We start from the raw sequence: 19,539 nt of genomic DNA on the forward strand, positions 1-19,539 counted from the left end.
GTAAGCTGAATAAACGAAACTTTTTACGCTTATCTTCGTATATTTTAATATAACTGAAAAAACAATAATTCGATTGAGAAATTTTTTCAATTAACTATTGATTTATATATAGCTTACTAGTAAGATATATATATAAACTATTAACTTACTAATAAGCTATTTGTAAAATATAATCTAAAAAAGAAAGCGAGGAATGAAGAATGACAGTTACAATTTACTCACAAGCGAGCTGTTCTTCATCCAGAAAAGCACTTAAATGGTTAAAAGATCACAACATAGAATATAAAGAAAAACGTATTACTTCTCACCCACTTACATTGGCAGAATTCAAAGAAATTCTAAGCATGACTGAAGATGGTACAGATGAAATCATTGCAACAAACTCAAACGATTTTAAAAACTTAAATATCGACATCGACCAACTTTCTATTCAAGAGCTATTTGCTATCATTCAGGCACACCCAAGAATGTTGCGTAGCCCTATTATAATAGATGAAAAACGTATTCAAGTTGGTTACAATGAGATGGACATCCGTCGTTTTATCCCACGTAAAGTACGTGCTTACGAATTAAATGCGATGACAAGATTGGCACAGGAAAGTTAAAACAGTTTTGGAGATGACCTTCTATGGACCAAGAAAAACAAAAAGCCATTACCTCGTTGTTTGAAGTCGTTTCATCTATTGAGCGTAAGTGGGCAAACGAGTGGAATAATCATAATGTACTCGGCTTTTCAAAATCCCACATTTTAATTTTAGACTACTTATCGCAGGAGGGCCCAAAACGCCCTTCTGCTATTGCTGAGCGGTTAAAAGTAACTACTGGCGGTGTCACTGTTTTAACAACCAAGCTGATAAACGGTGGCTTTATTGAAAAAACGCAGCATGCCACAGACCGCCGTGCTTCTCAGCTAATCATTACTGCTGACGGTGAAAACATATTAAAAGAATCTCGTCAACAAGTGAGTGAAATCATTAATAATATGTTTGGTATGCTAACAGCAGAAGAACTGCAAACCTTACGAACTATTTTTTCTAAATGTTTACTGGACGTGGAGACAAATCGGCCAGAATAAAGCACAATAAAAAGATGCATTCGCAAATAGTTGCGAATGCATCTTTTTTAGATTAGTCGACCAAATACTTCCGTCTAAGTACTGTGTTGTGCGACCAATCTGCTTTCATTACGCTGGTAGCACAGATTCCACAATAGCTGTATCTGACATGAGCATTTCTTTTAATCGAGCCTTTGCACGGAATAAACGAGATTTCACAGTACCAATGGAAACTTTCATAATTGTAGAGATTTCTGCAAGTGAATATTGGTCTATGTAGAAATACCATAAAGTCTTTCTATAAATGGCATCTAATTGCTCCATTTTATCCTGCACTAGTTTTGTAACAATATCCTTTTCAATTTTTTCTTCTGTAGAAATATCGTTATTGGGAACCAAATCTAGAATCGGTACGTCTAATGTTTCAGGTTGGTTCATCATATATTTGCTACGTCGTACTTTTTTACGATAGCGATCTCTGAATGTGTTCATTGTAATAGTCGTCAACCAAGCTTTAATGTGCTCTACTTCGGCCACGCTATCTTCATAGCGTACAACTTTTACCCAAACTTCTTGCATTAAATCTTCAGCTTCTATATTATTGCGAGTTAGTTTTAAACATAAGTGATATATATATCGATTGTATTCCTCGTATACGCCTTCTAATTTTTCATTCATTGTGTATGCCTCCGCTTCTTGTTCTTGCTTCTATACACATTCTCGCAAAATAATGTATTACACTCTATCGCATTGGCTTTCAATTTCATTACAATCGTGTAAGCTTAATCGCTTTCACTTGTAATATTCGTAAAAATTGTTTTACTACTATATTGCTTTCACTCCAAAAAGTCCATTTATGACAATAGTTACCTATTATTTAAACTATATTTTCAATAATATTTATTGTCAGAATTTTTATCAGCCATTTATTGGTGTTGGGGAAATAAAACATGCACTCCTAATTGAAGTGCATTGGTTTGTTAGCTTAACAGTCCTAGACGAAAGGCAGAGGCAACGACCTGTGTTCGATTCTTTGCTTTGAGCTTTGTCATAAGACTACTTACATAATCCCTGACCGTATGCTCACTTAAAAATAATAAACCCGCAATTTTTTTATTATCATATCCTTCGGCAAGCAGGCCGAGTATCATCGACTCCCTTTCAGTTAAGTGAAGCTCGGTATTCTTTTCTACCTTCTCCCCCTTACGTGATAAAAATAAACCTAATCGCTTCCCTACTTCCTCAAGGAGTAATAATTCTTCCTTTGTACAATCAAATTCCTCACCTAGCTGATCAAATGTTAGCCAACCAAATAATTGGTCTTGTCTCAAAATGGGAATAAAAATAATCGAGGATAAATTAAATAATTGGATATGCTCTTCTTTCACGTAATTTTTAGGGTTTCTTAAATAAATGGGTTTTTTTGAACTAAGTATCGTATTTTCCCCAGTCAACTCCCCTTTCATGCTTTGCACCTTAGGGAGCTCTGCGCCAATAACTCCATAAAACTGATTTGACCATGGGACATATGCGTAAAATACGCATCTTTTATAACTAAAATACTCTTCACACTTTTTTAAAATATGGGCTAAATCCTGATAGCCTGAGGAACTAATGAGCAATTTATCAAGCCTATCTAATTGTAGGTGCCTAATTTTCTGGTTTTCGGTAGCTATGTTACTAGTTTGGTTGGCTCCCTCACAGTCATAGTAAAGCTCTACAAGTAACGTAAATAACGATAATACATACATTAAGACGGCGTTCGTTCGGCTGCTCTTCTGTTGAATCATAAAAGTAATCAATGATTTCTCGAAAATTAATTGGAATAAATTAAAGCTCTTCCTATCAATAATAGACAAGTGTGATTGAAGCCATATGTTAAAAAAATACTTATCATCATTATTTAATTCATCAATATTTGCATGTGTCATTATACGCAAAAATGAATCTAATAGTATTGCTGCTCTTTTTCGATCTGCCCCAGTTATAGAAGGTTCTAGATTAAGGTAGATATTTGTATTCTCTTCAATTTGCTTATGATGAATTTTTATAAACAACACAAACTCTTGAAGTGTAACTTCTTCAATTGACTGAAATGGATGCGTCATAGGAAATTCTTCTCCTTCACACTAAAATACCCCTATAAATAGAGGATATTCACTCACTATATTATACAGCATCTTATAGGATAGTATTTCAAATTGAAAGGAGTAAGATGAAAGTATCGCTAAATAATGCGAATACTTTTGAATCCTAAGGTAACCATATAACCAGAAATAATGAAAGGTGCGTGCTTGAAATGAGATTAGAAAATAAAGTGGCCATTATTACAGGTGGAGGTACAGGAATCGGGAAAGAAACTGCACTATTATTTGCTAAAGAAGGAGCAAAAGTAGTTATTACTGATATAAATGAGCAATCTGGTAACGAGGCAGTCCGTGATATTCAAGCTATTGGCGGTGAGGCATTATTTATCCGTCACGATGTTAGTAATGAAGAAGACTGGAAAAAGGTTGCAGATGAATCAATAAAAACATTTAACAAAGTCGATATTCTTTTCAATAATGCAGGTATTTATATCATAAAACCACTTGCAGAAATCGAGCTTTCTGACTGGAACCGCTTAATGTCCATTAATGTGACAGGTGTGTTCCTAGGTATGAAACATATTATGCCACTTATGGCTAAGCAACATCATGGATCTGTTATTAATGCCTCCTCTATTGCAGGCTTAACAGGTGCTGCTGGTCACGTCTTATATGGGGCTAGCAAAGGAGCTGTTCGCATTATGACCAAAGATGCTGCTATGGAATATGCTCCATATGGCGTACGTGTCAACTCCATTCATCCTGGCTACATCGATACAGGTATGGCAGACTATGCATCAGCAACAACAGGAAGCTCAAAAGATGAATTAGGCAAAAATTTATTCCCATTAGGACGTTTGGGCTCAGTTAAGGAAGTAGCGCAAACTGTATTGTTTTTAGCTTCTGATGAGTCTTCCTTCTCAACAGGTGCAGAATTCGTCATTGATGGCGGAGCAACAGCAAAATAACATTAAAGGTGGTCATTAATATGAAACTAAAAGATAAAGTAGCAATTGTTACAGGTGGGGCTAGTGGTATTGGTGAAGCCACAGTTCGTCTCTTTGTAGAAGAAGGAGCTAAAGTGGTTATTGCCGATTTTTCTGATCGTGGACAAAGCGTCTCTGAAGAATTAAATAACAAGGGTTTTGATACACTCTTCGTGAAAACTGACGTAACAAATGAAGCAGACATTCAAAACATGATAAAAGAAACCGTTACTAAATACGGTAAACTTGATATTATGTATGCAAATGCTGGCGTAGCTGACGATGCACCAGCACACGAGCTTTCTTTCGAAAAATGGAAAAGAACAATTGATATTAATTTATCAGGTGTATTTCTTTCTGATAAATATGCCATTGAACAATTCCTGGCTCAAGGAACAGGTGGCGTCATTGTTAACGCTGGTTCAATTCATAGCTTCGTTGCCTTACCAAACCCTACAGCCTACTCATCTGCAAAAGGTGGCGTAAAGTTATTAACACAAAACCTATGTACTGCTTACGCTAAACAGGGTATTCGTGTAAATGCGGTTTGTCCTGGCTATATCGACACCCCTCTACTGGCTGAAGTGGATGCTCAAAAGAAAGAATATTTAGCATCCCTTCATCCACAAGGTCGTCTTGGTAAACCAGAGGAAATCGCTAAAGCCGTTCTCTTCTTAGCTAGCGATGACGCAAGCTTCGTCAATGGGACAACCCTTCTTGTTGATGGCGGTTATACTGCTCACTAATGGGACTTTGAATAGCCTGATAGCTAGTACATGTAATCATGCAGTTCTAGCCATTAATGGTATGAAGCGTCTGGCTGGTGTGTCTGATCCCTTTAAACTCAAGTAAGACTCAACCACAATTGCGATTTAGCTCTTGTGGTTTATTTTGTAGGTGCTATGTGTAATCTTTCAAGACAATTTAAGATTCCTAAAAGCAAATTGTGCTATACTATTTCTATTATCGAAATATTGGAAAGAGGGATACTAGATGACTAATTTACAGCAAATAGATGCTTATTTTACAGAACATCGTGAGGCACATTTAAATGAACTGAATGAATTTTTACGAATTCCAAGTATCAGTTCTTTATCAGAACATAAAGAAGATATTCAACATGCAGCTCAATGGCTAGCCAGTGCATTCGAAAAACTAAATCTTGAAAATATCTCTATTACACAAACAGCTGGACACCCTGTTGTTTATGCAGATTGGCTACATGCTGAAGGTAAACCAACTATTTTATTTTATGGTCATTATGATGTTCAACCTGTGGATCCTTTAAATTTATGGGATAGTGAGCCTTTTAATCCTACGATTCGAGACAATAAATTATTTGCTCGTGGCGCTAGTGATGATAAAGGGCAAGTATTTATGCACTTAAAAATGATCGAGGCATTGTTTGCTACAACAGGGACATTACCAGTCAATGTTAAATTCATTTATGAAGGTGAAGAAGAAATCGGTAGCCCTCATCTCCCTGCCTATGTTGAACAATATAAAGAAAAACTAGCAGCCGATTTAATTTTAATTTCCGATACTGGGCTTTATGGTCCTGGTAAGCCTGCTGTGTGCTATGGACTACGTGGCTTAACAGGCATTCAAATTGATGTTCGTGGAGCTAAGGGCGATTTACACTCGGGTCTTTATGGTGGTGGCGTACAAAATGCCATTCATGCATTGGCTGAAATTTTAGCATCTTTCCGTGATGAGCATGGTACGATTCAAGTTGAAGGTTTCTATGACAAAGTGTTGCCATTAACTGAAGAGGAACGTGAAGCCTATCTTGCACTTGGCTTTGATGAAGAATCTGTTAAACAGGAAGTTGGCGTAAAAGAATTATTCGGTGAACAAGGCTATTCTTACTTAGAACGAACTTGGGCGCGCCCAACACTAGAGGTTAACGGTGTATTTGGTGGTTTCTCAGGGGAAGGCATCAAAACAGTGCTACCAGCTGAAGCTGGCGCTAAAATCACATGCCGTCTTGTACCAAATCAAGAGCCCGATGAAATCGTGGCACTTTTAAAAGCACATGTTGAAAAGCACAAACCTGCTGGTGTAGAGATCAACATTTCTGAATTCGATAAAGGCCGTCCATTTCTAACGCCTTTCGATCATCCATTTATTCAGGCTGCTGGACGCTCCTATGAAAAAGTGTATAATGTACCAACAGCATACACACGTGGCGGTGGATCCATCCCTATCGTCGCTGCGTTTGATGAAATTTTAGAATTACCTGTGGTGTTAATGGGCTTCGGTCTATCAAGTGAAAACTTCCATGCACCAAATGAACACTTCCATTTAGAAAACTTTGATAAAGGCTTACGTGTTCTTAGTGATTATTTATATGAGGTTTCAGCATTACAAAAATAAATATCGAGTAATTAGAAAATCCCCTCACTTTTAAAGTGAAGGGATTTTTTTGTTTGATTACTCACCAAAAATCGTAACGATATCAGCTGCTTGTTTGCGTTCTTTGCCTTTTGGCACTTCATCAAAATAACCAACTTGTAGCATAGCAATGACACGCTCACCTGGCTGAACCTTTAATGCTTCACGGAATTTAGGATTATCTAGGAAGCCTGGCGTTTTCCAGCAAGAGCCTATGCCTCTATCCCATGCAAGTAATTGGATATTTTGAATAAATGTACTTGCTGCTGCATAATCTTCTAAACGTTCTTTTTGACGCACATCCTCTGGCACGATCACAAAGGCATAGCCACCTGGTAATGTAAATTTCAACATCTGCTTCGCTAAATCTTCACTTGAAAGCTCCTGCCATTTCGGAATTGTCAGGTCACGTAATAGCTGATGAAGGTTTGCTAATTCCTTTCCACAGGCAACAACTAATCGCCACGGCTCACGATTACCATGGTTTGGAGCCCATACCGCATCGTCAATAATAGCCATTAAATCCTCACGCTCCACAGGCTGACCATTAAACTTTTTAATGGAACGACGCTGAATAATTGCATCTCTAACAGATAAAATTTGTTCGCTCATATCAATTCTCCTTCTACCATAAGACAACATATTAGAGTTTATCTCTTCTATCTTTCACATTATCATAAATTTGTATGCTTTAAAACTACCTGTCCTTAAGCAAAGCTGTCATCTATATGATAGAAAAAGTAGGTCATGCTTGGCGTATAGGCAGTGGAATCCTCATAAAAATAAGGTCGATTAATACTATCTGAGGTATGGGCATTCACATATGGAATACCATTTTGAATACTTGTAACAATAACAGAGTGGTCAATTCTTCCATTCCCTTGAAAATCATAAAAAATGACATCTCCAAGCTCTAGTTCTTCTGCATATTGTACACGTCTACCCTTCAATCCAGTCGTAGACCCTTCTAAATACCATCGTAATGAATGGGCAACAGACCAGCTAAAGCTCCAATTTCCTTGCTGAATCCACCAGCCTTTATCTCTATTTGGTGCACCTCGCATTGGTGCCCCCCCTGCAAGTAAACACTGAGATATATAGTTCGTGCAATCTACATCAAAGTTTGGAAAAGCTGGATTACGTCTGTTCCACCACAAATTAGCATATTGAACTGCAGCCTGCCTATTATACATTTTTGCCATACATCCCCTCCTCATGCCATCATATGTCTATTCAAGTATTTCTATTAGTTAGGTCCTTCCTCATAATTCTTATTGAAATCCATTATATTCAGCATGTTCCTTTCCAATTTCAAGAACATTTTTGCTACAATAAGGATTAAAGATATGTCAATTTTATTTTATGACCAGAAGGGATGTTGAATGTGAAGCAGCATGCTGAGAAAGAGATTTTACAGCCAACTCTTTTATGCGATAAAAAAGGTAATTTAAATCCAGCAGCCATCGGATTTGCACGCAAGCCACTTATTAACAGCAATTTAAGCGGCCATCTCATGCGCAAAAAGAAATGGAACTATTGGTGTGTCTACGGTGATGAAATCTTGTTTTCAGCTACAATCAGTCATCTAGATTACGCAGCAGTCTGCTTCGTTTATTTTCTTGAATATGAAACACAGCGCTATTTCGAAAAAACGATCACAATTCCCTTCGGTGGTAAATTAAAAATGCCTACACAGGTTTTAGAATCTGTTTCATTTAAAAATAGCGAAATGATGATTGATTTAGTATATATACAAAATGAGACGCATCTATCTGTTTCCATACCAAACTTTGATGGAGATGTTTTACGAGCAAAGCTTATCATTCAGCACCCACCAACGGATGAAACATTAAATGTCGTTATTCCTTGGAATCGTAAAACATTTCAGTTTACAGGTAAGCATCACATACTGCCAACCTCAGGTGTTGTCACAATTGGTACTCGACGTTTTAATTTCTCAGCTGAGGAGAATTTTGCTGTGTTAGATTTTGGACGAGGTGTATGGCCACGTGAGGCATTATGGAATTGGGGAATGGCCTCTCAACGAGTACGTGGACGACGGATTGGACTTAATTTAGGAGGTAAGTGGACAGATGGCACCGGCATGACTGAAAATGCTGTTTTTGTAGATGGTAAAATGACAAAAATACATGAGGATTTATTATTTCAATATGATTCTGAAGATTATATGCAGCGTTGGAAAGTGGACACAAAATTTTCCAATCAGGTTTCCTTAACCTTTTCACCTTTTTTTGAGCGTACTGCTCTAACGAATGCCAAACTAGTTAAATCAGAGGTACATCAACTATTTGGCTATTACGACGGTTCCATTTTACTCGACAATGGCGAAACACTTGTTATTCAACAAATGCTAGGATGTATTGAGGAACATCGTGCAAAATGGTAGCACAAATCCTCTAGAAGACGTTGCTTTCCGTGGGTATTTTGAAAATGCAAATGATTCCACGGAAGCTTTTTGTCTCCTACCTGTCACTAATTTGCTCTAACTAAGGGCTCGTAATATTTTTTCTGGATCATCTGTAAATATCGCCTGTACACCTAGTTGCTGTAAGCTTCGAGCATCACGTTGCTCATTTACGGTATATACACGTACAGTTGCACCTTCAGTGAGGGCTAGCTTAACTGATTTACGAAAGGAAGTTGGCAAACTTACATGTAACGCCTTAGCTGGAATAAGAGCAATGTAAGTAGGAAAATCCACCAACACCTCTGCAAACAATGCTGCACTTTCTATATAAGGCGCTATTTTTGATACTGTTTGCAATGATTCATGATTGAAAGAGGAAATGATCACCCGCTCTGTCATTTGCTGTGCTGCTACTTCTTTGAGCACGAGCGCTTCGATCCCTTCATATGCAATAATGTCTGTTTTCAGTTCAATGTTGATGCGATGATTGGTACCTGCAAAAAGCTCTAACACTTCCCCCAACGTTGGAATTACTTCATCTCCGAACTCCCGCGAAAACCACGAACCGAAATCAAATGTACGCAATTGCTGTAATGTAAAATCTTTTACATAGCCTGAGCCATTGGAGGTACGATCAATGGTTTCATCATGAATCACCACTACCTCTTTATCTGCAGTTAAATGAACATCTAGCTCTACCCCTGCTATAGGGAGCTTTGCTGCTGCTTGAAAGGCTGCCATCGTATTTTCTGGATAGTTTATCGAAACACCTCTATGTGCAAATATGTCCAAATTCATTAACCTCCTCTATTTTTTATTAAAGAAAAACCTTCCATCCCCTTGTAATAGTAGCATAATTAACTTTTTAGCTTTCACTTGATGGTAAATATTATATATAGTAGTATGATAATCTACTTTGAAATTGTAAGTACCTAGGAGGTGCTAAAAAATGACTGTACAACATCCTGATTTTCAGGCTGAAGTAGAACGGTTAGCGTATACCCAAGGCTATATGCAACAAATATTAGATGAATCACAACGAGATTTACAATCTGCTCAAGAAAATATCCGCAAATCTATGGCCGATCTTGATTACTTAGATTCAAGTTTAAGTTATTTAAATATCTTAACAAATGCCAGATTCTTTGAAATGGCACGTAATCAAAAAGAAGGTCTAGAGGCCGTTCGCAAGAAGCCCTATTTCGCTAGAATCCATTTCCAAAAAACAGGTGACCCGGAAGAGTTTCTTTATATCGGGAAAACGTCTCTATTTCATCGTGAAACCCATGAGCCCATTATTGTTGACTGGCGTTCACCCGTAGCTAATGTTTATTATGATGGACGTCTTGGCGATATGGAGTACGATGTCCGTGGAGAAGTTCATAAAGGGCATCTCTTTGCTAAAAGGCAATACAAGATTGAAAATGGCGAATTACTCGATATACGAGATATTGACTTAACAACAAATGATGAACTCCTACAAGAAGCATTGGCTGGAAAAGCAGATGTTCGTCTAACTGAAATTGTTTCAACCATTCAAAAGGAACAAAATGAAATTATTCGAGCACATCTTCGTCAACCAATCATTGTGCAAGGTGCTGCTGGCAGTGGAAAAACGACCATTGCTCTACACAGAATATCCTATTTCCTTTACACAATGGGTGAACATTTTAATCCTGAGCAGCTCATGATTTTAGCACCGAATAAGTTATTTATTGATTATATAGGCGATGTTTTACCAGAGCTTGGCGTCGATAAAATATGCCAAACTACTTTTACAGACTATGTTCTTTCTGCCACTAAGTTAAAGCTTAAGCTTCAAAATCCGAATGAGCAATTAGAGTCGCTCGTTGCTGGAGGTAGTCATCAGCCTACTGCCTGGATTGCTGAAATGAAAGGTTCCCTATACTATCGTGATGTCATCGAACGATACTTACAAAAGCTGGAACAAAAGATCGCAGAACAATTCGAAGATGTCTATATTGAAAAATACTGTATCATGCGCGCCTCCCACCTGAAGAAGCTGTTTTTATATGAATTTTCATATATGCCTATCGAAAAGCGACTTGAACATATTAAAAAAGTGTTAGCAAGCCATGTTCGTCAAAAAAAACAGGCTGTTTTAGCTACACTCCATAAAAAGTATGATGAAGCATTGGGTAAAGCCTTAAATGGAATACGAGATGATGAAAAACGGCGACGTGTTGTCACAAAATTCATCGATGAGCGAGATGAGCGAATTCCCGCCATTGAGAAAGAAGCTAAATCAACGGCATCAGCTTATATGCGTCGCTTTACCAAACATAATATTAAAACACTCTATCGTACCCTTCTCACCGATGCAGAACTATTAGCAGAACTCGCTCCTGAATGGCATTATCTTGAACAGCAACAATTTTTGCAGGCACATCGTAAAGAACAATGGGTACTCGAAGATTTAGCTGCACTATACTATTTACATGCACGTTTAAAAGGCATTGCAGATGAATGGAAAATGCGTGTAGTCTTTATCGATGAGGTCCAAGATTATAGTTTATTTCAGCTTGCTGCTTTAAAAGCAGGTCTTGATACGGATATGTTCACAATGGTCGGTGATTTAGCTCAAGGTATTCATAGCTATCGCTCATTAACAGCATGGGAGCCTGTCCAAAGCTTATTTCCTCGTGCAACCTTCCGAACTTTGCAAAAAAGCTATCGAACAACCATTGAAATTATGGAAGTCGCGAATCAAATTCTAGCGCAAATGAATGAACAGCTACCTCTAGTAGAACCCGTTGTTCGTCACGGTAGCGTACCAAGTTTTATTCAAGCAGAGCAATTTGATGCTTTAAAAATTAAAGAAATCTTTGAAACCATACGTCAAAATGGCCATCGATCCATTGCTTTAATTTGCAAAACTACTGCAGAAGCCATTACTATACAACAGACATTAAAAGACAATGAGATTGCTTCACAACTACTAACGGAAAATGAATCCATTAATCAAGAAATGTTACTTGTTGTGCCAAGTCACCTAGCTAAGGGACTTGAATTCGATGCCGTCATTGTAGCTGCCTATGATACACCCTTTTACGATACGCCAATTGACCGAAAGCTACTTTATGTAGCTCTTACACGAGCCATGCATGAGCTATACTTAATCGGTCCATCTAAAAGTTCGTTCTTATTAGAAAATTAAAAAGTCGCTAATGGGCGACTTTTTTCTTTGCATCATTAATTTCTTGGTGGTAATTTATAAAACTTCCCTTTGGATAAATAAGCTTTCACAACTTTCCACCATGAGCTAGGGGCTTCCTTCGGAGGAGACTTTTTCTTTGGCAATGCTGGCATGCGCATGATCACGGCTCCTTTCTTAAAGCTTATTAATATTATATGAAGATAGTAGGTGATTATGATAAAAAAGGGCAATGAGTTGATATTAAATATCTAAAATGTACCCTATAAGATAGACACTTTCAAAAAGGTCATCTTATAGGGTATTTTTATTTATAATGAAGAAAAAACGAGCGGTGGTAGATTGTATGACTAAAAAATTTTTTTCGGAACAACAACAGGCACAATTAAAATTAAATCCATACGTCAAAACAGTAAGCGCGAAAGCCATTACTTATACAGATGAATTTAAAGAATTTTTTATTGATGAATACGATAAAGGAAAATATCCAAGTGAAATCTTTTTTGAGGCGGGTTTTGACATTGAAGCCCTTGGTCCAGCTCGTATTCGGAGAGCTTCGAATCGTTGGCGTACAGCTTATAAAGAGCATGGGCTTACAGGCTTAGAAGATGCCAGAAAACATGCTTCAGGTCGCCCTTTAGAACGCGAATTAAGTATAGAAGAAAAATACGCCCGCTTAGAGGCGAAGATGAAATTGTTAGAAGCAGAAAACGAATTTTTAAAAAAGCTAGATCAACTCGAAAGGCAGCTGATAAGGAAGCAATCAAAATAAGTACTACACAAAAATTTGAGTTAATCCATCAAATTATTGAAAAATATCAATTAAAACGGATGGTACGATATCTTTGTGAAATGGCAAAGGTTTCACGCTCAGGCTACTATCGCTATTTTAGAGAAGAAGCTGTCTTAACTCGTCAAAAACAGAATGAAGAAGATGAAGTGGTGAAAGAAGTCATTTTAAAGGCCTTTCATTTCCGAGGACGAAAGAAAGGCGCACGTCAAATAAAAATGACACTAGAAAACCAATATGAAATTACGTACAACCTTAAGCGTATCCGTCGCATTATGAAAAAGTTTAATATTATCTGTCCCATTCGAAAAGCCAATCCAGCGCGTCGTATGGCAAAAGCAACGAAGGAACACCGTATATGCCCTAACAATTTACAGCGCAACTTCAAGCAAGGTGTGGCAGGAAAAGTATTACTAACCGACATCACATATTTAACATATGGAGGCGGTAAACGTGCTTATTTATCAACGATAAAAGACGCCGAAACAAATGAAATTTTAGCGTATGAAGTATCCTCTACATTGGGTATAGAAATTGCGCTCAATACGTTACATAAATTAAAGAAACATCGGCATTTAAGGGAGGATGCCTTTATCCATTCGGATCAAGGTTTCCACTATACGAATCCAAAATTCCGAGCCTTAGTGAAGAAAATTGGCTTAGGACAGTCCATGTCACGTCGAGGAAACTGTTGGGATAATGCGCCACAAGAATCGTTCTTTGGGCATTTTAAAGATGAAACAACTATTAGAGCATGTGAAACGTTAGAAGAAGTAAAGAAAGAAATTAAGAGTTATATGATTTACTACAATCATTATCGAGGATCACTCATAGCCCTTTTTTTCTATTGTTTTACATAATAATCAATTTGCTGCGCTTTCATAAAGCCCGCTTTTTCATAGACAGAAAGTGCTTTTTTATTGTCTACTTCTACATCTAGCATGACGAATGCTGCACCAACCTTACTCGCATAATCCTTTGAGAAGGAAAGAAGTGCTGTCCCAATACCTTGTCCTTCACAATTCGGATGTACAGCAAGTGCTGTTACCCACTGAATTTCATTTTCCTTAGCCGTTGTCACTGTTCCAACAACTGCGCCATCCCGATAAGCAATCCAAAGCTTTCGTCCATTTTTTGATGTATTAAAGGCAATAAGCTCTTCTGATTCTTCTGGTAAATCTCCAAATGCTTCACTATAAATAGTAATCAGTTCAGCTTGTTCACCATTATAGGGTTGAATATTAATATCTTTTTGTAATGTAACGGCCTCTGCTTTTGTTTCTAGAGTAGCTTCGGAAAAACTGTAGGTAAAACCTTTGTTTTCAATAAATGTGTGCCCATAAGGTGAGCCATCAATTATTACAGCTAATTGCCCCTCTGCCCCTCTCTCTTCTAGCCCAACTTGTATACCTTCAACTAACGCTGTTCCAATACCCTTTTGTCGATATGCAGGTGTCACCACTAATGACCACTCATATGTATGAAGCCCCATTAAGTCAATTGCACTAGCAGCACCAACTAATAAATCCTTATCATCCTCATACGCTAGTACCATAAAGCCCTTAGTCTCGAAAGAGCTAGCCATTGGTACATTCATAATGGTTTCATATACTCGATAATCTTGCACTGTTGCTTCTTCACATAAAAACTTTACTTCTTTCAATGTTTCTCCATCTAATGGAAAAGACACTGTCATCACTGAAATATTCATCATTTACTCCGTTCCTGTAACAGACTATTGCCCTATTGTAGCAAGAATGAAAATAAGCTGGCAACAAAATATATTTATCCCCTCTATTAATCAGAATTTTACTCCATATAATGGGAAAATAAAAGGATTTTTACTATAAAAATTTAGAAAAGTGACTGAAATTTACTAGAAATAATAGCTATAAAATATTATACTAATTCTGCGAAAATAGAGATATTCATCCTTTTACAACCTGCTACTTTTAAACTATATACTACTTTCTGTTTTAATAATGTTTTATAATAATTATACTATTTATTCAAATTAATAACATTTTTAATTCAATAAAAAAGAGCAATTTCAAATGAAATTGCTCTTTTCCCATCTATTCCTCAAGATGGTGTGAGGATGAATGTAACATTTGTGCATAAAGACCACCTGATTCGATTAGTTTTTGCTGTGGTCCAGCCTCAACTAATTCCCCTTTATGCATAACTAAGACCATATCGGCATTATGCACAGTATTTAAACGATGTGCAATCACAAAGCTGGTGCGCCCTTGCATTAACGTATCAAGAGCCTCTTGTATCGCTAGTTCTGTCACAGTATCAATACTGCTTGTGGCTTCATCCAATAGTAAAATTTTCGGATCAGCAATAAGTGCCCTTGCTATAGATAGTAATTGCTTTTGACCCTGTGAAATCTCGCGCCCATCCGCAGCAAGAATGGTATCATACCCATCCTTGAGTTTCATAATGAAATCATGTGCATTAGCCCGCTTGGCCGCTTCCTCAATCTCAGCATCAGTCGCATCCAGTCGACCATATCGGATATTCTCGCGAACAGAAGCCTCAAACAAAAATGGATCCTGTAAGACAAAGGCCATCTGTGAACGAAGGGATTGTCGATCAATTTGCTGTACATTTATACCATCAAATAATACCTCTCCCTTTGAGACCTCATAAAATCTTGCAATAAGTTGAAGGATTGTCGTTTTCCCAGCACCAGTTGCACCAACGAGGGCTACCGTTTGACCAGGTTCCACTTTAAAGTCTACATTTTTTAGTGTGTACCCTTCTTCTTCTTGTACATATTTAAAGAACACCTGCTTAAACGCTACATGTCCCAATAGCTGATGCTTTTGTGCTGACACGTTTTCTGCCTCTGGTTGTTCATCGAGCAAGGCAAATACACGTTCTGCACCAGCAATAGCTGACAATACCGTATTAAACTGGTTTGCTAAGTCATTTAAAGGACGTGTAAACTGTCGTGCATATTCAGTGAATATCACAATTACTCCTATCGTTACATGTCCATATAATGCGAGAACTCCTCCTACACCTGCGACAATGGTAAAGCTCATATTATTTAAGAAGTTCATAACCTTAGGAATATAACCTGAGTAAGTCTGTGCCCAAAAACCAGTCCTTTTTAAGCGCAAACTTTTTTCACGAAACTCCGCTTTCATTCGCTCCTCTTGTGAAAATGCCTTCACAATCCGCTGTCCTGAAATTGTTTCTTCTATCATTCCGTTTAAGGCACCAATAGCTACCTGCTGTTCTTTAAACAGTGGTGCTGTACGACGTGTAATCCATCGCATCGCCCAAAACATCAGTGGAATAATAATCATCGTCAAAACTGTCAACAATGGGCTTAAACTGAGCATAATAATGACGGTCCCTCCAAGCGTAAGTACACTTGAAAATACCTGGATAAAAGAACTGTTCAATGTTGAGCTGACCGCTTCAATATCATTCGTCATTCTACTCATCAATTCACCATGCTGACGACGATCAAAGAATGCCACTGGCAGTCGTTGAAAATGAGCGAATACACTTGTTCTTAATCTATAGATCGTTTGCTGGGCGATGCCAATCATCCAATAGTTTTGTAGGAAAAGTGAAACGGCTAATAAAACATAAATAGCAATTAATACGCCAATCCCCTTACCTAACCCTAAAAGCTCGCCATGCATAACATAGTGATCAATCATTTGACCAATTAGATAAGGGCCAAGTAAAGCTAATATGGAGCTAATCATCACTAATAAAAGCACCACAATGAGAAGTGCACGTTGTTCATCGACAATTTTCCATAACCGCAGCAATGTACTTCTCCAATCAGCTGCACGTGGCCCCTTCTTTTTCTTCACAGCCTGTTTCAGATCATCTTTTGTCAAAATCGGTTCATAACCAAAAGGTTTCTGGAAAAATCCCATTATTCCTCCACCTCCTGTTGTGAGATAGCTATTTTTTTATAAAGCGAGGAAGTCTGTAAAAGCTCTTCATGTGTGCCATAAGCAACAACTTTTCCAGCATCAATCAGTAAAATGCGATCCGCACCTTTTGCTGTACGTATTTTTTGCGTCACAACAAGCATCGTCGCCTTTTCTTCACTCAATGCCTCCCACAAAGACTGTTCTGTTTTAACATCTAAGGCACTAGTGCTATCATCAAGCATTAAAATATGTCCTTTTCTCAAAAGAGCTCTAGCTATGGATAATCTCTGTTTTTGCCCTCCCGATAAATTAACACCTTTTTGCCCAACCTTGGTATCATAACCATTTGGAAAATCTTCAACAGATGCATGTATTTGTGCCTGCATTGTAGCCTGTAGTACAGCATCCATTTCGGCCTGTGTATCTCCCCAACGCACATTATCTGCAATACTTCCTGTAAATAACAATGACTGCTGAGGGACATAGCCAATTATTTCCCGTAACTCTTGTAAATCCCAATGTTGAACATCCTGGCCCTCGACAAGTATTCTGCCTTGCGTTACTTCATAGAAACGAGGAATGAGCTGTAATAATGTTGATTTTCCCGCACCAGTAGCCCCCATAATCGCAAGCTTCTCACCAGATTTAACTTGAAAGCTCACATCTGACAAAACAGGAACATCTCCTCCTGGATAAGTAAAACTAACATGGTCAAACGTTAATTCTCCATATTGTGTTGCATGGCCTACTTCTTCTATAAGGGACGTATCTTCAACCTCATTTTCAATCGAAAGGATTTCTGCCATACGTTCTGCAGATGCCTTGGCACGTGCGTAGAAGATAATAATAAACGCGAACATTGAAAATGAGCCTGTCATACGCATTGCATAATTCACAATAGCCACAATATCTCCAAGCGGTGTTGTTCCTGTCGCAATTTGTTTTGTACCAAACCATAAAACTGCAAGCAGGCTCATATTCATAATTAACAAAAGAACCGGCATAATATATTCCATTATGCGTAAAGCCTTCACAGTATCAACTTTTAACCGCGATGCAACTTCATCAAAGCGTGTAGCCTCATAAGCTCCTCTTAAGTAAGCCTTCACTAACCGTATTGCCTGTAAATTCTCCTGTAAAACCCTGTTTAAACGATCAACCCTCTTTTGTACACGTCCAAAATAAGTCACACCTTTTGCCACCATAAAAATAAGAAAAATAAAAATGATCGGTGCACCGATAACCAAAAATAAAGCCAATTTCGGATTTACGACAAAAGCCATAATAATACTTCCTATAACAGCAAGTGGCGCTCGAAGCATAATACGTAAGCTCATAAACAGCACTGTTTGTACTTGTGTGACATCATTTGTTAATCGCGTAATAAGCGATGCTGTGGAGAATTTTTGATAGGTTGCTAGCGTAAAGGATTGAATCCTATCAAACATGGCATTTCGAAGATCATACGAAAAGCTTTGAGCTGTATGGGAAGAAAAATAAGAATTGATAATGCCCGCCAGAAAGGCAACAAAAGATAGCGCAAGTAAAACAGCCCCCCATTGCAAAACCATTCCTTGATTTTGAGCCCTTACTCCTTCATCGATTATTTTGGCCATGATGAGTGGCTGCACTAGCTCCACAAATAATTCTAAAAGCATTAAACATAAAGCAAAAATAGCTGTCCATTTATATGGCTTTACATAGGAAAAAACTTCTTTCATATTCTTTCCCCCTTGTTGGTAGATAAAATTTCCAGGTAGTCAAAAACTATTAACACTATAGTATATTTATGCTTTTTCTCCTGCTATTGAAAGCCAAGTTACACAAACAAGCATAACGAATACTCCTATTAATTGCCAGAAACCTAAAGAGGTACCGAAAATAATAACTGAAATAACCATTGCTGTTAATGGTTCAATACTGGAAAGAATGCTCGTTTCAACTGCCGAAATGTATTTCATACTACTTAAAAACAATATAAAAGCTACTGTTCCAAAAAATATTAAAGCAACTAATAACATTAAAATTTTTAAGTCTACTAGAACACCCCATTGAGTGGACTGCCAAACACGGCTTACTAAGCCTAAAGTGAAGCCACCCACCAGCATCCCCCAGCCAACTACTAAAAGCACACTCCACTCCTTCATTAAGCGTGCAGGATACAAGGTGTAAAATGCAAATGTTAAGCCTACTGCTATACCCCACATCAAGGCTTTTGGACTAATAAGCAAACTATCAAATGATGCATTCGTTAGTAATAGAAATAACCCTATAAGGGTACCAATAATACCTAATACTTGATATTTTGGTGGCCACTTCTTTAAACTAAGAGAGACATATGCGACAACAAATATTGGCGCTAAAAACTGAAGCAAGGTAGCCAACACAGCGTTACTTTCATTAATTGCAGCAACAAAGGCAAATTGTACACCCAGCATACCTGCAATACCAAAAACGATGAGTTGCCTCCCCCATAGCTTGTGCTGCCATATTCCAAAAATATTTTTTCCTGTTAACAATAAATATGTAAGTAGTAATATACCTGCAACCGATAAACGGATTGTTAACATAAAGGATACAGTCAAAGGTGTATGATTTAGCAACCACTCCATTAAAGGGCCAGTTGCTCCCCATAACATAGCACCTGAGACGATAAATATTATTCCTTTTAAACGTTCCATACCAATCCTGCTTCCTATATACGTACTAAAAATTGT

The 19,539-nt window shown here is 37.7% G+C and carries 19 protein-coding genes; 9 read left to right on the forward strand and 10 right to left on the reverse strand.

The genetic code is table 11. The features are described from left to right. The first annotated feature begins 200 nt into the window (after positions 1 to 200). Complete coding sequence (gene spx, locus V1L66_RS20555; RefSeq protein ID WP_004225558.1) at positions 201 to 605, forward strand: transcriptional regulator Spx; 405 nt, start codon at positions 201 to 203, stop codon at positions 603 to 605. A gap of 23 nt (positions 606 to 628) precedes the next feature. Further along, complete coding sequence (locus V1L66_RS20560) at positions 629 to 1,075, forward strand: MarR family winged helix-turn-helix transcriptional regulator (RefSeq protein WP_016992346.1); 447 nt, start codon at positions 629 to 631, stop codon at positions 1,073 to 1,075. Between the two features lie 108 nt (positions 1,076 to 1,183). On the opposite strand, the gene V1L66_RS20565 is transcribed toward V1L66_RS20560, so the two are convergent. Together V1L66_RS20565 and V1L66_RS20570 are read right to left on the reverse strand one after the other, a co-directional pair. Continuing rightward, complete coding sequence (locus tag V1L66_RS20565; RefSeq protein WP_036078118.1) at positions 1,184 to 1,732, reverse strand: RNA polymerase sigma factor; 549 nt, start codon at positions 1,730 to 1,732, stop codon at positions 1,184 to 1,186. Positions 1,733 to 2,034: 302 nt separating this feature from the next. Further along, positions 2,035 to 3,162: a LuxR C-terminal-related transcriptional regulator gene (locus tag V1L66_RS20570; RefSeq protein WP_333006204.1), complete on the reverse strand. Its 1,128-nt coding sequence runs from the start codon at positions 3,160 to 3,162 to the stop codon at positions 2,035 to 2,037. Between the two features lie 191 nt (positions 3,163 to 3,353). Between V1L66_RS20570 and V1L66_RS20575 the strand changes: the two genes are divergently transcribed. The 3 genes from V1L66_RS20575 to V1L66_RS20585 all read left to right on the forward strand — a co-directional run bounded on the left by V1L66_RS20575 (position 3,354) and on the right by V1L66_RS20585 (position 6,503). Further along, on the forward strand, positions 3,354 to 4,109 hold the full coding sequence (locus tag V1L66_RS20575) for a glucose 1-dehydrogenase (protein WP_333006205.1): 756 nt from the start codon (positions 3,354 to 3,356) through the stop codon (positions 4,107 to 4,109). A 20-nt stretch (positions 4,110 to 4,129) separates the two neighbouring features. Continuing rightward, on the forward strand, positions 4,130 to 4,873 hold the full coding sequence (locus tag V1L66_RS20580; protein ID WP_036078112.1) for an SDR family NAD(P)-dependent oxidoreductase: 744 nt from the start codon (positions 4,130 to 4,132) through the stop codon (positions 4,871 to 4,873). Between the two features lie 247 nt (positions 4,874 to 5,120). Beyond that, positions 5,121 to 6,503 carry a dipeptidase gene (locus tag V1L66_RS20585; RefSeq protein WP_036078110.1) on the forward strand — a complete coding sequence of 461 codons (1,383 nt, stop codon included), beginning with the start codon at positions 5,121 to 5,123 and terminating at the stop codon, positions 6,501 to 6,503. A 57-nt stretch (positions 6,504 to 6,560) separates the two neighbouring features. On the opposite strand, the gene V1L66_RS20590 is transcribed toward V1L66_RS20585, so the two are convergent. Next, positions 6,561 to 7,133 (reverse strand): nitroreductase, encoded by a 573-nt coding sequence (locus V1L66_RS20590; protein ID WP_016992008.1) that lies wholly within the window; start codon positions 7,131 to 7,133, stop codon positions 6,561 to 6,563. Between the two features lie 95 nt (positions 7,134 to 7,228). Next, positions 7,229 to 7,723, reverse strand: a complete 495-nt coding sequence (locus V1L66_RS20595) for an amidase domain-containing protein (protein WP_036078108.1) — start codon at positions 7,721 to 7,723, stop codon at positions 7,229 to 7,231. 182 nt (positions 7,724 to 7,905) lie between these two features. Here V1L66_RS20595 and V1L66_RS20600 point away from each other — a divergent pair, with 182 nt between their 5' ends. After that, the gene (locus V1L66_RS20600) at positions 7,906 to 8,928 is read left to right on the forward strand and encodes a DUF2804 domain-containing protein (RefSeq protein ID WP_333006206.1); all 1,023 of its coding nucleotides are present in this window, start codon (positions 7,906 to 7,908) and stop codon (positions 8,926 to 8,928) included. A 96-nt stretch (positions 8,929 to 9,024) separates the two neighbouring features. Here V1L66_RS20600 and V1L66_RS20605 read toward each other — a convergent pair whose 3' ends face one another. After that, positions 9,025 to 9,741, reverse strand: coding sequence for a glycerophosphodiester phosphodiesterase (locus V1L66_RS20605; protein WP_016992005.1), 717 nt, complete (start codon positions 9,739 to 9,741; stop codon positions 9,025 to 9,027). Positions 9,742 to 9,898: 157 nt separating this feature from the next. Between V1L66_RS20605 and helD the strand changes: the two genes are divergently transcribed. Continuing rightward, positions 9,899 to 12,127: an RNA polymerase recycling motor HelD gene (helD, locus tag V1L66_RS20610; protein ID WP_333006207.1), complete on the forward strand. Its 2,229-nt coding sequence runs from the start codon at positions 9,899 to 9,901 to the stop codon at positions 12,125 to 12,127. 35 nt (positions 12,128 to 12,162) lie between these two features. Here helD and V1L66_RS20615 read toward each other — a convergent pair whose 3' ends face one another. Next, positions 12,163 to 12,285, reverse strand: coding sequence for a hypothetical protein (locus V1L66_RS20615; RefSeq protein WP_004229664.1), 123 nt, complete (start codon positions 12,283 to 12,285; stop codon positions 12,163 to 12,165). A 185-nt stretch (positions 12,286 to 12,470) separates the two neighbouring features. Between V1L66_RS20615 and V1L66_RS20620 the strand changes: the two genes are divergently transcribed. After that, positions 12,471 to 12,896, forward strand: coding sequence for an HTH domain-containing protein (locus V1L66_RS20620; protein ID WP_058844812.1), 426 nt, complete (start codon positions 12,471 to 12,473; stop codon positions 12,894 to 12,896). Next, positions 12,839 to 13,774 carry an IS3 family transposase gene (locus tag V1L66_RS20625; RefSeq protein WP_409072246.1) on the forward strand — a complete coding sequence of 312 codons (936 nt, stop codon included), beginning with the start codon at positions 12,839 to 12,841 and terminating at the stop codon, positions 13,772 to 13,774. The genes V1L66_RS20620 and V1L66_RS20625 overlap by 58 nt, the downstream gene beginning before the upstream one ends. On the opposite strand, the gene V1L66_RS20630 is transcribed toward V1L66_RS20625, so the two are convergent. From V1L66_RS20630 to V1L66_RS20645, 4 genes are all read right to left on the reverse strand, one after another. Continuing rightward, positions 13,759 to 14,628 (reverse strand): GNAT family N-acetyltransferase, encoded by an 870-nt coding sequence (locus V1L66_RS20630; protein WP_244905043.1) that lies wholly within the window; start codon positions 14,626 to 14,628, stop codon positions 13,759 to 13,761. The genes V1L66_RS20625 and V1L66_RS20630 overlap by 16 nt on opposite strands. A 361-nt stretch (positions 14,629 to 14,989) precedes the next feature. Beyond that, positions 14,990 to 16,822 carry an ABC transporter ATP-binding protein gene (locus V1L66_RS20635; protein WP_333005567.1) on the reverse strand — a complete coding sequence of 611 codons (1,833 nt, stop codon included), beginning with the start codon at positions 16,820 to 16,822 and terminating at the stop codon, positions 14,990 to 14,992. Continuing rightward, complete coding sequence (locus tag V1L66_RS20640) at positions 16,822 to 18,543, reverse strand: ABC transporter ATP-binding protein (protein ID WP_333005569.1); 1,722 nt, start codon at positions 18,541 to 18,543, stop codon at positions 16,822 to 16,824. The genes V1L66_RS20635 and V1L66_RS20640 overlap by 1 nt, the downstream gene beginning before the upstream one ends. Positions 18,544 to 18,609: 66 nt before the next feature. Further along, positions 18,610 to 19,503: an EamA family transporter gene (locus tag V1L66_RS20645; RefSeq protein WP_333005570.1), complete on the reverse strand. Its 894-nt coding sequence runs from the start codon at positions 19,501 to 19,503 to the stop codon at positions 18,610 to 18,612. Positions 19,504 to 19,539: the final 36 nt, after the last annotated feature.

Source organism: Lysinibacillus sp. IITD104, assembly GCF_036698265.2.
GTDB classification, from domain to species: Bacteria; Bacillota; Bacilli; order Bacillales_A; family Planococcaceae; genus Lysinibacillus; species Lysinibacillus boronitolerans.

Coding starts and splice junctions, on each gene's coding strand:
- V1L66_RS20560 (WP_016992346.1), top strand. CDS start 629: ATGGACCAAGAAAAACAAAAAGCCATTACCTCGTTGTTTGAAGTCGTT.
- V1L66_RS20635 (WP_333005567.1), bottom strand. CDS start 16,822: ATGGGATTTTTCCAGAAACCTTTTGGTTATGAACCGATTTTGACAAAA.
- V1L66_RS20630 (WP_244905043.1), bottom strand. CDS start 14,628: ATGATGAATATTTCAGTGATGACAGTGTCTTTTCCATTAGATGGAGAA.
- V1L66_RS20640 (WP_333005569.1), bottom strand. CDS start 18,543: ATGAAAGAAGTTTTTTCCTATGTAAAGCCATATAAATGGACAGCTATT.
- V1L66_RS20645 (WP_333005570.1), bottom strand. CDS start 19,503: ATGGAACGTTTAAAAGGAATAATATTTATCGTCTCAGGTGCTATGTTA.
- V1L66_RS20595 (WP_036078108.1), bottom strand. CDS start 7,723: ATGGCAAAAATGTATAATAGGCAGGCTGCAGTTCAATATGCTAATTTG.
- V1L66_RS20580 (WP_036078112.1), top strand. CDS start 4,130: ATGAAACTAAAAGATAAAGTAGCAATTGTTACAGGTGGGGCTAGTGGT.
- V1L66_RS20565 (WP_036078118.1), bottom strand. CDS start 1,732: ATGAATGAAAAATTAGAAGGCGTATACGAGGAATACAATCGATATATA.
- V1L66_RS20620 (WP_058844812.1), top strand. CDS start 12,471: ATGACTAAAAAATTTTTTTCGGAACAACAACAGGCACAATTAAAATTA.
- V1L66_RS20590 (WP_016992008.1), bottom strand. CDS start 7,133: ATGAGCGAACAAATTTTATCTGTTAGAGATGCAATTATTCAGCGTCGT.
- V1L66_RS20570 (WP_333006204.1), bottom strand. CDS start 3,162: ATGACGCATCCATTTCAGTCAATTGAAGAAGTTACACTTCAAGAGTTT.
- V1L66_RS20585 (WP_036078110.1), top strand. CDS start 5,121: ATGACTAATTTACAGCAAATAGATGCTTATTTTACAGAACATCGTGAG.
- helD (WP_333006207.1), top strand. CDS start 9,899: ATGACTGTACAACATCCTGATTTTCAGGCTGAAGTAGAACGGTTAGCG.
- V1L66_RS20615 (WP_004229664.1), bottom strand. CDS start 12,285: ATGCGCATGCCAGCATTGCCAAAGAAAAAGTCTCCTCCGAAGGAAGCC.
- V1L66_RS20575 (WP_333006205.1), top strand. CDS start 3,354: ATGAGATTAGAAAATAAAGTGGCCATTATTACAGGTGGAGGTACAGGA.
- spx (WP_004225558.1), top strand. CDS start 201: ATGACAGTTACAATTTACTCACAAGCGAGCTGTTCTTCATCCAGAAAA.